Here is a 12,482-nt window from a genome sequence, read left to right on the forward strand (position 1 = left end):
CTTTATGCTTTTGAATCGATTTGCCTAATCGATCTCCTGCGGTTGTTGAACGGGGACAGTCAGTCGAGAAACGGCAGGACGACGAGCGTGCCTGGATCGAGGTTGTGGCGGATGCACACATCCTGTGCCAGCGTGAAATACCGTTCTGCCTCGTCCATGTCGTCATGCTCGAGGCTGAGTGTCGCCAAGCCATCATAGCACGGAAACAGCAGTTGCGGCTCGTCAATTTCCTTCGCAACCTCAAGGGCTTCCTCGTAATACTTACGGGCTAGCTTCGGCTGCCCGTGGCATTGATGAATTTGGCCCAGCACGATCAGCGGCACGGAGAGATGGTCGCGCTGATCGAGCGCCCGGTCGATTTCGACGGCTTTTTCCGCGGCCGGTACACCCTCGGCGGCGCAGCGATCGGTGAAGGTGCAGCAGGCAACGGCGAGGTTGGCGAGAAGCCGCGCCTGGAAGCCGAGATCGCCGATACGGGTAGCAAGCTCCAGCCCGCGCCGGCAGATCTTGATGGCGTTGGCCGGGTCGACAATCGTGTAGAGAACGCCGAGATTGGAATAGGCGCGACAGGCAGCACTTTGCAGATCGGCCCTTTCGGCGACCGAGAGGCTGCGCTCCACTTCCTGCACGGCCTCGCGGCGACGCCCGAGCCGCGCAAAGGCGGCCCCCTTGGTGTTCAGCGCCTCCGCCATCGCTCGCGCTGTTTCCCGTCCGGTCTCGGTCGTTCCGTCGATCGGCAGCGTTTGCAGGCATTGCAATGCCTGCGTCGCCCACTCGGCGGCAGCGGCCTGATCCCCCATGCGGAAGGCCAGATGGCCGCGCTCCTGCAGGACATGTGCACGTTCGACCGGCGCATCGATTGTTGCGATTATCGCTTCGGCCGCGGCTAAATGTGTCTCCGCTTGATCGCGGCGTCCTGCATCAAGATGCAAACGGCCGACCTTGCGCAATATCCGCGCTGCGGCAATAGGGTTGTCTTTGGTCCGGTGAATCGCAAGTGCTCGTTGATAATGGTTTACGGCGGCGTCGCGCAGGCCCGCAGGACCGCAGAGATCGGCAAGACGCTCCAGCAGCGCCAGTTGCTCTGGAGTCACCTCTGCCTCATTTGCGAAGGCCGCGAGGGCCTGCCGGTAGAGGCGCATTGCATCGTCATTGGCGTAGGTTTTGCGCGCCAGATCACCCGCCGCCATCAGATAGCTGGCCCCCTTGGCCTTTTCGGTGGTCAGGCTGAAGTGATGGCCGAGCTGCGCCAGATGCTCGGGCCGGTCGGGTGCTACACCATATTGACGTTCCAGAACCCGGCCGATCCGTTGATGAAGCTCCATGCGCCGCTGCAGCAGGAGATTGTGGTAGATGACGTCGTGCATCAGCGTCTGGCTGAAACGATAGCCCGGCGATTGTCCGGCATCGGGCCCGCGCAATTCCTCGATGATATTGGCATCGCAGAGATGATCCAATGCAGCATCGATGGCGGCCGGGTCGGTGGCGACGGTGCGGAGCAGGGCGGTATCGAACTTCGGGCCGACCACCGCCGCCTCTTGCGCCAACCGTCTTATCTCCTGTGGCAAACGATCGACGCGGGCAAGCAGCAGGGCTTGCAGGTTCACCGGGATGTCGACGTCCGTGTCTTCGGCTGCGACATGCCAGCGTTGGCCGTCATTGCGCAACGTGCCCATGTCGATCAGTGCCCGAAGGATTTCTTCGATGAAAAGCGGATTGCCGCCGGCGCGGTCGAGGATGCGCTTGCGCATCGTTACCGGCAACTTGCCATGATCCACGCCAAAAAACGCAGCAAGCAGCTTCTGCCCGTCGGCCGCAAAGAGTGGGGCAAGACGCTGCACGGTGACGCTGACACGATTGGAGTCCAGTGGGTCGGTCTGCGATGTCGGCCGGTAGATCGCCAGCAGCATCAACCGGCTGCGCTCCAGCCGGTCCATCATGAAGCGAAGCACTTCCAGCGAGGCGGCGTCGGCCCAGTGCAGATCCTCGATCACAAGCAGCAGGGGACCTTGCGCCAGCCGCCGCTCGAAGACGGTGCGGACGGCATAGAAGAGCTGCCGCCGCAACTGCTCCGGCTCGATGTACCGCAAAGCGCCATCGGGATCGCCGAGGCCGAGGACATGCAGAAACAGCGGCAAAAGTCCCTCGACCTCATCCTGCGTCAGATCGAGCGCGCGGAACCCCGTTGCCAGCAATTGCCGCGCCCTCTCGAGATCATCCCGCTCACCGATGCCGTAGGCGCTGCGCACGACCGCGCCGAGCGTGCCATAGGATTGTTCGCCGAGCGGAGAGCAGGTCGCTTTGCGGATGGCGAGGCCCTGGAAACGGGCAGCACTGCCGGCAATTGCAACGAATTCGTTGACCAGCCGCGACTTGCCGATGCCCGCTTCGCCGATCAGGCGGACAAGCTGCGCTGCACCGCCGCAGGCAAGGTCGAGGCATGTCAGCAACCGCGACAGCTCCGTATCCCGTCCGATCATCGGTGCCTGAAGGCCGAGACTTTCGAGCCCGCGCGCCGTATGCGGCGCTTCCGACAGCCCTGTCAGCCGATGGACAAGGACGTTTCCGCTTTTGCCGCGCAATGTCTGCGCGCCGAGACTGTCGAAGGCAAAGGCATGGCGGGTGAGGCGATAGGTCAGCGGCCCGACAAGGATATCGTTTTCGCCGGCCATGGATTGCAGGCGTTGGGCGGTGTTCACCGTATCGCCGGTCACCGAATAGGATTTTGTACTGACCGCGCCGAAGCCGCCGGTGACGACAGGGCCGCTATTGATACCGATATGCAGACGCAGCGGCACGCCAGCGCGGGCGTGCCAGCGCTCGCCGACCTGAGTGGCCCGACCGATCATATCGAGTGCAGCACCAAGCGCCCGGACCGGATCGTCCTCATGAGCGACCGGCGCGCCGAACAGCGCCAGCAGCGCATCGCCGACGAACTTGTCGACGAAGCCGCCATAGGCTTCGACCGCCTGGGTCATCTCTTCGAACAATTCGTTCTGCAGCACCCGCATGACTTCAGGGTCGATCTGCTCGCTCAACGTCGTGAAGCCGCAGAGATCGGCAAAGAGCACGGTCACCGGCCGCCGGTCGGCATCGCCCTCCGATTGAGGTTGCGCCTCAATCTTCGGCTTCGTTGCGGGTTGGACTTTACCGGAAATCGGCGCGCCGCATTGGGGGCAAAAGGCAAAATCGGGCTGACAAGGATAGCCGCAGGCGGCGCAGACGATAGGCTGCCTTGCGCCGCATCGCGGACAGAAAGCAAAACCGCTCTGAATATCGAACCCGCAGCCGCTGCACTCCATCGGACGCATCTCACGAAACCCCGATGTACGGCTATTTCAGCCGCAACCAGCAGGCCTCAGACAGGGACAAGCATGAACCTGCTGCCCCAGGCCCGCAAGCACTAAACACAAGCGGCGGAACGACTATGATGATCTCGAGAAACCATGACACGATTAAATTCTTTGTGATGAATATTGACAATATATGCTACGCTGGTCCCACGATAGAGGAAGAACGAAAGGGTAGGCCGATGGCATCGGGCAGCATTCATGTGAAGGTCAGCGGCGTGCTGCAAGATCACATTCAGCAGCAGATCGGTGACGACGGCCTCTATGAGAATGCGAGCGAGTACATTCGTGCACTGATCCGACGCGATTTGCAAACGCGCGACGAGGCATGGGATGCCCTGCAAAAGGAACTTGCACCCGCGATGCGTGCCGACGACAGCGAGTTTGTCGTCGTTTCCGCTGAAGACGTTATCCGCCGCAACAAGCGCCGCTGAGCATGGTAGCCTATCGGTTTTATCCACGCGCTGACGCCGCGCAGGACAAGATTTGGCGTGACACTTTCGAGGCGTGGGGAGAAAAACAGGCAGATGCGTACATTCTCGGGCTGCATGTTTATTTGCAGCGTTTGTGCGAGGATCGCCTGATCTGGCGACGGCTTCCGCAACAGTTGGCAGTTCCCGCTGACATCAGGCGTCGGGCCTATTTCAGCCGCTATGAGCATCACTACCTGTTCTTTCGTGAGCTTGAGAACGGTGATCTTGGCGTCATGAGCATTCTTCACGAACGGATGGATTTACCGGTGCGGCTTAAAGAGGACTTGGCCGCTCTTTCAAACAAAGAGTCGTGACATAGTATCTTTGGTCGGAACGGCGCGTACCTGGAATTCCTCGGACCGCAATTCGGCTTCTCTGCGGCCTGAAGAAAATCGATCTCATAGAGCGGCATAGATACATGATCGAGACGCCAGCCTCGATCATGAGGTCCTGGGCTAGCATAAACGATGACTGCGGCCTGCAGGATCGCACGGCTTGCTTTTGGGGTGTTCGATCACCGGCCGTTACTGCCGAAGGGTGTCGGCGAGCCTTGCAACTCGGCAGTGAAGGAGCACCGGCCGGTCCACGTCGATCATCTCCTCGATCCTGGCATCGAGTTCGCTCGGGCTCTCGCAGCGAAGGCCGACGGCGCCATAGGCTTCCGCGAGCTTGGTGAAATCGGGCAGCGAGGCCGAATAGGAGCGCGATCGAACATTGCCATCCGGCATTTCTTCCCATTTTCGCGCCATGCCAGGATGCTCATCGCTCAAGATGAAGATCTTGATCGGGGCTTGATGCTGTATCGCCGTCGACAGCTCCTTCATCGTCGTCTGCACCGACGCGTCGCCGGCAATGTCGATGACAAGGCGGCCGGGATTTGCGAGCTGCGCCCCCAGCGCGGCAGGAAGACCGAAGCCCATCGTCCCTAATCCCCCAGAGGTAATCCAGCGATTGGGCCTGTCGAAACCGAAGAACTGCGCCACCCACATCTGCTGATCGATCTCCGTAGCGATGATGGGGTCGTGCGGCTTTGTCAGCGCATGCAGACGCTCCAGCGCATGTTGCGGCATGATTGCATGGTCCAGCTGCTCGTAGGAAAACGAATGGCGGGCTCGCCAGTGATCGATCTGTGTCCACCACGCCCGCAACCGCTTCTGGTCGGGGACAGAGGAAAATAACCGCCAGGCATGGAGCATATCCGCCAGCACATGCGCGGCGTCGCCTTGAATGCCGATATCGACGAGAACGCGTTTGTTGATCGACGAGGCATCGATATCGATCTGGATTTTCTTCGAGTGAGGCGAAAACTCATGGATGCGCGAGATCGCAAGATCGTCAAACCGCGCGCCGATGGCGACCATCAGATCGCACGCGCCAATTGCCATATTGGCTTCATGCGATCCGTCCTGTCCGGCAACGCGCAGCCAATTTCGCCCGGTGGCGGGATAGGCTCCAAGCCCCATAATGGTGGACGTTACGGGAAAGCCGGTGAGGTCGACGACCTCACGCAACAATCTCGACGCCTCCGGTCCGGAGTTGATGATGCCGCCGCCGGTATAGATGATGGGGCGCCGGGCTTCGGCCATCAATGCGACCGCCGCTCGGATCGCGTTTCGATCGCCTTGCATTGCCGGCTGGTAGCTCGGCAACGGAGCTACCTTGTCAGGTGAGACGTATGTCCCGCTCGCGAAGAGCACGTCCTTCGGCATTTCGACGAGAACAGGACCGGGTCGACCGGCCGCCGCGATCCGGAAAGCCAGATGGATCGTCTTGGCCAGATCGTCGATGTGTTTGACCAGGAAGTTGTGCTTTGTGCAGGGGCGGGTGATACCGACCGTATCGCATTCCTGAAAAGCGTCCGTGCCGATCAGACTTGTTGGCACCTGGCCGGCGAGGCAGACGAGCGGAACGGAGTCCATAAGGGCATCCTGCAGCGCCGTGACCGCATTTGTGACCCCTGGTCCCGATGTCACCAGCATGACGCCAACTTTTCCCGTCGAACGGGCATAGCCTTCGGCGGCGTGTCCGGCGCCTTGCTCATGGCGCACCAGGAAATGTTTGATGTCCTCCTGTTGGAATATTTCGTCATAGATCGGCAGCACCGCTGCGCCTGGATAACCGAAGATGTGCTCGACACCGTTGTCGCGCAGGGCTTGCAGAACGATCTCGCCACCGTTCATGCGACGATCAGAGGGGTTATTGAGGGAAGAGTTGGCTGTCTCGCCGGTCATATCAGGGTTCCGTCGTAAGTGAGGTGATAGGTGCGACGGGGCATAAAAAAAGGCCCCGTCAGGGACCTGTTTTCGGCGCATGGGTGGCTATTGCCGGACGATCAGACCGTCCTGCCCATGCGCGATATCACCACTACGAGAACCATTGCGATTTTCATGGACGATAGAGCTACCTCCGAATCTACACGTCGTCAACGTTGCTTCTACGTAGATTGTATCTGTGGTTGAGAATATTTGAGATCGGTTGGTTGGTCAGGGAGTGGCAAGGGCAGGGGGCAACCCGTTCGCAACCTATCGACAAGGCAAACTCTGCCCGTTCCATCGACCCGCTAAGCGATTTCGACCACGTCTTCCAGTGCGCCCCGGTCAGGGTTTCCGAGCCAGCCGCCGGCGTTCGGTCCCGGCGCGACCCAAGTTCTATGGCGAGGTATGTGCGCCATCGAGGATCTGTCGCGCCTCGGCCCGTGGCGCGGCGACGGAATGACGCTTAACGAGCGAGCATTCGAGCTTCGCAATGGGATAGCGCTTGCCGGGTGTACTTTCCGGGTTGAGATGTTCAATCGCCCATTGCCCCATGGCAAGATGTGGAAGGACCGAGGTCGTCAGCGGGGGGACGAGATGTCGTGAAATTTCTTCGTCGTCATAACCCACCACCGACATGTCCTGGGGAATGCGAAGCCCTGCATCCTTGAGCGCCTCGTAGCAACCGATGGCAGTGCGGTCGTTCTGGCAGAAGATCGCGGTGGGCGGCTCTTTCAGAGCAAGCAGTTTCATCGTGGCGGCATAGCCGGCACTGGCCGACCAGTCGCCTTCAATGACCAATTCCGGATCGAAGGGTATATCGGCGGTCGCCAGCGCTCGGCGATATCCCGTCAGCCGGTCCTGCGCAGCCTGCATCCAGATTTCACCGGTGATCGTCGCGATGCGATGGTGTCCGTGCATGATCAGATGCCGGGTGGAGCTCTGCCCTCCAGCGATCTCGCTCGGCACCACGGCGGGAAAGGCATGGTCCGCCGTATAACAGTTCAGCAGGACCGTCGGGATGTTGAGCTTGCTGACATAGGATGGAAGCTCCACCTGGCGGGTATAGATCGTCATATATATGAGGGCCGATATGCCTCCGCTCGTCAACGCCTCGATTGCTTTCGGCTCCATGACGGGGTCACTGAGCGTCTGGGTTACCAGAAGGACATTGCCGGCGTTCCAGGAGGCTTGCCGCGCGCCTTCGATCGCAACGATCGCTTCCGGGCTGGTGGCGAGTTGATCCACGGCGAAACCGATGACGTTGTCCAGTCCCGAATAAGAGGCCTTCGTCGTATAGATCTTCTCCATATAACCGAGCGCACGCGCCGCCTCCAATACACGATCGCGCGTCTGCTGGGAGATGCGGGTGCCGGGCGTGTCGTTGAGGACGAAGGAGACGGCTGCCTGCGAGCAGCCAGCCGCCGCGGCGATGTCCATCATCGTCACGCGCACAGGCTTATTTTGGGTCTTGGGTTTTCGCATTCGTGGAAACTGTCTCTGCTCGGGATAACGGGTCAGGGTGATTGATCGTCGTTTTAGATAATTAATATTAGCATCTATCTGAAAGCGCTGGCAATTGCATGAATTGTTGCAATGCTGTCGGTTATTGGCAAATGCCAGTACAAAATTGCCATTCTAGCCACTGCGCGATGAAATGTTTTGATCTGCATTGATAATACTATTTACTAATTAAATTTCTTGTATACCGTCAGGGAGCGATCGGAACCTATGCCACTCGTCGCTTTGCGACGGCCCTGGGAGGGGGCGCGCATCCGGCCGGCCGTAAATCGGAAACGGGCCCATGCAACTGCGGCCCCTCGGGAGGTGTATTATGAAACAGCTGAAACGCAATGCAGCCTTGTTATTCGCCGGGTTGATGCTGAGCGCGGCGCCGATTGCCGTATCGCATGCTGCCGACAAGCCGACACTCGCATTTGTCGTCAATGGCGCATCCGACTTCTGGAAAGCCGCAGAGGCGGGCGTGAAGAAGGCGCAGGCCGAGATGCCGGACTACCAGATGGAGCTGAAATACCCTGAACAGGCATCGGTCGCCGTTCAGCAACGCCTGATGGAAGACCTGGTCAGTGCCGGCGTCAAAGGGGTCATGGTCTCCGCAGTCGACCCCAAGACCCAGACGGACGGCTTGAATAAGATCGGCTCGCAGACTGCTCTCTTCACCACCGATAGTGACGCGCCGCAAACCAACCGCGTCGCCTATATCGGCTCATCGAATATCGACGCCGGCATGCAGGCCGCCGAAATTGCCAAGAAAGCGATGCCGGACGGCGGCAAATGCATCGGCTTCGTCGGCCTGCTCGGTGCCGACAATGCCAAGGAGCGCATCCAGGGCATGACGGACGGCCTGAAGGGCACGAAGATCGAGCTGACAGATGTGCGCGGCGACGATATCGACCAGACGCGCGCAAAGAAGAACGTCGAGGACGCGCTGGTGGCCAGCCCCGACGTCACCTGCATGGTCGGTTTCTACTCCTACAATACGCCGCGCATCTATGAGGCGCTGCGCGACGCCGGCAAACTCGGCCAGATCACCGTCGTCGGCTTTGATGACGATCCGATCACGCTCGGTGGCGTCAAGGAGGGCACGATCGCAGCGACCGTCGTGCAGCAGCCGTTCGAGTGGGCCTATCAGGGCATGAAGCTGATGGCGGCCTACCTCAAGGGCGACAAGTCCGGCGTTCCCGGCAACGGCTTGATCATCATCCCGACGGTGATCATCGGCAAGGATGACGTTGACAAGTATGCCGCCAGCCTGAAGGCTATGTCTGGAAAATAAGCCTCCTTCGCGGCGGCGGCACTTGCCGCTGCCGCGAAAGACGTCTCATGCCGACAGTATTAGCAGCCATGGACAGGCGATGAACCACAGCTCCGACATCCCGCCACCGGACGCGCTTGCAACGCCATTCCTGTCGCTTTCCGGCGTTGGCAAGACCTATCCGGGCGTCGTTGCGCTTGAGGGCCTGTCGATCGACATCATGCCGGGCGAGGTCATCGGCCTCGTCGGCGAGAACGGGGCTGGAAAATCGACGCTGATGAAGATTCTCGGCGGCGTGATCGCACCCGACCGAGGCACGATCCTGCTCGACGGCGCAGAGCTACGTTTCCTCACAGTGGAATCGAGCATCGCATCCGGCATCGCCTTCGTGCACCAAGAACTCAATCTCTTTGAGAATCTCGACGTTGCCGCCAATATCTTCCTGGGGCGCGAACCGCTGAAGGCCGGACCTTTCAAACTCGTCGATCGCGATCGGCTGCGAGACATGGTGAAGCCGCTCTTGAAGCGGGTAGGGGCTCATTTTTCCGCCGACACACCCGTGGCGTCGCTTTCCCTTGCCGAGCAGCAGATGGTGGAAATCGCCAAGGCGCTGTCCATCAACGCCAGGCTCGTCATCTTCGACGAACCCACGTCCAGCCTGCCGTTGGCAGAAACCGAGCGGCTCCTGAGCATTATCAAATCGCTGAAAGCCGATGGCATCAGTGTCATCTTCATCTCGCATCGCCTCCACGAGGTTGAGCGCGTCGCAGACCGCGTCGTGGTCCTGCGCGACGGCACGCTTGTGGGCACGCTCGCCAAGAAAGACATCGGCCACGATCAGATGGTCAAGCTGATGATCGGCCGGGTGCTTGCGGCCCGGACCGCAAAACCGCAGCGCTCGCCCGGCTCGGTTGCGCTGAAGGCAAGCGGCGTGCGCACCGAGGCCTATCCCGGCCGTCCCGTCGATCTGGAAATCCGGTATGGCGAAATCATGGGGCTTGCAGGTCTCGTGGGGTCAGGCCGCACCGAGCTTGCAAAAGTACTCTTCGGCATCGACCGGAGCTACGGCGGAGAAATTCTGCAGGACGGGCGGCAAATTGCGGTCAGGTCTGCCCGGGACGCCGTCGCTCGTGGCATTTTCCTGGTACCGGAGGATCGCAAGCGCAACGGCATTCTTCTTGATTTCCCGATCGACCAGAACATAAGCCTTGCCGATCTCCCCAAGCTCTCCAGCCGCTTCATGCTTTCTGCTGAGCGGGAGAGGGCGGCGGCCGAAAAGCAGCGCCTTCGCCTTGGTATCAAGGCGCCCTCCGTTTCGACGCGAACCGGCACTCTGTCCGGCGGCAACCAGCAGAAGGTGGTGCTTGCTAAATGGTTGTCGATGAGCCCGAAGGTGATGATCTTCGACGAGCCGACACGCGGCATCGATATCGGCGCGAAGAACGAGATCTACGGCCTGATGCGAGCGCTTGCCGATGCTGGAGTGGCGATCCTGATGATCTCCAGCGACATGGAAGAGGTGATCGGCGTTTCTGACCGCATCGCCGTCATGCACGAGGGCCAGATCGCCGGCATATTAGAAGAGGACGAAATCAGCCAGGAAAGCGTCCTTTTGCTTGCTGTCGGCAAAAGGGTAAAATAGCGGCTGCGGCCCATATAAATAAGGTATCGGGGGATGGATCTCGAATGATCAAAAAAGATCTCGGACTGCTGCTTTTGATCGTCGTCGTCGGCATCGTCGTCGCCATCATCAACCCGCGCTTCCTGCTGCCGATCAACCTGGCCAACACCGCCAACCTGATCGGCCTGTTCGGCATCCTGTCGATCGGCCAGGCCTTCGTCATCATCACAGGCGGTATCGAGCTTTCCGTCGGCTCGCTCGTAGCACTTCTCGGCGTGCTCTTCGTCGATTTCATCGCGGTCCAGGATATGTCCTGGATGCTGGCGCTGCCGCTCATTCTCGCGCTCGGCGCAGTCATAGGCGCCGTCCACGGCTGGCTGATCACCCGGCTCAACCTGCAGCCCTTCGTCGTCACCCTCTGCGGCCTCCTGATTTATCGTGGGGCAGCGCGCTTCTATACGGCCGACGGAACGGCGGGCTTTGCTTTCGGCCAAAATTTCCCAGACCTCGAATTCCTGACCGCTGGGCGGTTTTACGGCGTTCCCAACACCTTCATCGCACTCGTCATCATTGCCGTGGTCATGTGGATCATGCTGCATCGCTCTGTCTTCGGGCGTTATCTTTACGCGATCGGGAAGAACGAGGAGGCGGCCCGCTATTCCGGTATCCGCACCGGCCGCATGGTCATGTCGGCCTATGTCATCTGCGGGCTGCTGACGGCGCTTTCGGCGATTTATTTCGCCATGTACACGCGCTCGATCTCGCCGGCGAGCCATGGCCAGTTCTACGAACTCTACGCGATTGCTGCTGCCGTACTCGGCGGCTTTTCGCTCCGCGGCGGCGAGGGGTCGATCGTCGGCGTCGTGCTGGGCACGGTCCTGCTCCAGGAGTTGCAGAATCTCGTGAATCTACTTGGTATACCTTCGTCGTTGAATTTCGCTGTCATGGGTGGCGTGATCCTCATCGGCGTCCTGATCGACCAACAATGGCACGCGATCCGCGCAAAGCGCCGCCTTGTCTCGGCCGCCCGGCAGACCGATACCCGTCTTTCCAACGAAGGCAGTTTGCCTGTGGTTGCCCAGGATTAGGTCCGTGCATGGGCCATGCGTGTTGTGACCTTGCGCCGTTGAAATAATCTGTTTTGCAAAATCAGATCGGCGCGGGTGAGGGCACCGAGCCGTTGATCTGGATGAGCTCACCGAAACAATCGCGCCGGCCGCGCGGCTGGAAAACTCGCTTCTTGCGCTCGCGTCGCGATACCCAGATGCCGGCCTCGGTCATCCATTGCCGCAGCGTCCTCCTTGGCGACCGAGATCTGATGCAGTTCGATCAGCTTCTCGCGAGCCAGCGTCGGACCGAAATCAAGATAGCGCTCGCGGATCAGATCCAGCGCCGCATTGCGGAAATCCTCGCTGTGGCGCCGATTGCTCGGCCGCGATCGCTTCTTCGAAACCAGCCCGGCTGCACCGGACTCATCATAGGCCTGCAGCAGCCTGTGGACCTGACTTCGGCTGAGCCCAAGCAGTTCGGCGGCCTGGACGACGCTCAGGCGCTGATCACGGATCTTCTGAACAACTTCGAGGCGATGCAATTCTGTCTGCGACATGGTGATCAAACAGGACATGACGACTACGACGCTCATGGTCTCGACCAGGCTGAAGGTCGTCATCCTTGCTCCCAACGTTGACATTGACCAGCGCGTCGAGAGGCGAGACTGTCGCATCTCTAACTGGCCCAACTGTCGCATTACTAAATAGCCCTTACATACATGCATTGTGGCGGAGGAGTTGGAATGTCCGCTTCTGTGCAAAGTAGAAATGTCAGTTTGGGTTGGTGCACGGCCCGACGACCAGCCCCGATCTGACCGGCTGGTCCGGGTTGCCAGATCAGATCGGGGCGGGTGAGGGACAGCTTTCGGCTTTAGCTTTGAGACTATGCGATCGACCCCTCACTCTGCAGCGTCGAGCCTTGCGAGTGCCGCGTTGCGGCGTTCAATCACCGCCGGATCGT

Annotated in this window: 8 protein-coding genes and 1 pseudogene; 5 read left to right on the top strand and 4 right to left on the bottom strand. The window is 60.0% G+C overall.

All coding sequences use genetic code 11. The features are described from left to right. Positions 1–59 precede the first annotated feature (59 nt). Complete coding sequence (locus tag B5P46_RS24310) at positions 60–3,302, bottom strand: adenylate/guanylate cyclase domain-containing protein (RefSeq protein WP_129420971.1); 3,243 nt, start codon at positions 3,300–3,302, stop codon at positions 60–62. 230 nt (positions 3,303–3,532) lie between these two features. Here B5P46_RS24310 and B5P46_RS35410 point away from each other — a divergent pair, with 230 nt between their 5' ends. Next, positions 3,533–3,784, top strand: a complete 252-nt coding sequence (locus tag B5P46_RS35410) for a ribbon-helix-helix domain-containing protein (RefSeq protein ID WP_129420972.1) — start codon at positions 3,533–3,535, stop codon at positions 3,782–3,784. Between the two features lie 2 nt (positions 3,785–3,786). Further along, positions 3,787–4,137 carry a type II toxin-antitoxin system RelE/ParE family toxin gene (locus tag B5P46_RS24320; RefSeq protein WP_129420938.1) on the top strand — a complete coding sequence of 117 codons (351 nt, stop codon included), beginning with the start codon at positions 3,787–3,789 and terminating at the stop codon, positions 4,135–4,137. Positions 4,138–4,347: 210 nt separating this feature from the next. On the opposite strand, the gene ilvB is transcribed toward B5P46_RS24320, so the two are convergent. Further along, positions 4,348–6,054 (bottom strand): biosynthetic-type acetolactate synthase large subunit, encoded by a 1,707-nt coding sequence (gene ilvB / locus B5P46_RS24325; RefSeq protein ID WP_129420939.1) that lies wholly within the window; start codon positions 6,052–6,054, stop codon positions 4,348–4,350. Positions 6,055–6,471: 417 nt separating this feature from the next. Further along, complete coding sequence (locus tag B5P46_RS24330; RefSeq protein WP_129420940.1) at positions 6,472–7,560, bottom strand: LacI family DNA-binding transcriptional regulator; 1,089 nt, start codon at positions 7,558–7,560, stop codon at positions 6,472–6,474. A 349-nt stretch (positions 7,561–7,909) separates the two neighbouring features. Between B5P46_RS24330 and B5P46_RS24335 the strand changes: the two genes are divergently transcribed. From B5P46_RS24335 to B5P46_RS24345, 3 genes are all read left to right on the top strand, one after another. Then, entirely contained in the window at positions 7,910–8,872 is a 963-nt protein-coding gene (locus tag B5P46_RS24335; protein WP_129420941.1) for a sugar-binding protein, read from the top strand. Between the two features lie 79 nt (positions 8,873–8,951). Next, entirely contained in the window at positions 8,952–10,493 is a 1,542-nt protein-coding gene (locus B5P46_RS24340; protein ID WP_129420942.1) for a sugar ABC transporter ATP-binding protein, read from the top strand. A gap of 44 nt (positions 10,494–10,537) precedes the next feature. Next, positions 10,538–11,560, top strand: a complete 1,023-nt coding sequence (locus tag B5P46_RS24345) for an ABC transporter permease (protein WP_129420943.1) — start codon at positions 10,538–10,540, stop codon at positions 11,558–11,560. A gap of 85 nt (positions 11,561–11,645) precedes the next feature. Here the strand turns inward: B5P46_RS24345 and B5P46_RS24350 are convergent. Continuing rightward, positions 11,646–12,096, bottom strand: a pseudogene (locus B5P46_RS24350) (helix-turn-helix domain-containing protein); the annotation flags it as partial. Positions 12,097–12,482: the final 386 nt, after the last annotated feature.

It is taken from the genome of Rhizobium leguminosarum (assembly GCF_004123835.1).
Lineage (GTDB): Bacteria > Pseudomonadota > Alphaproteobacteria > Rhizobiales > Rhizobiaceae > Rhizobium > Rhizobium leguminosarum_M.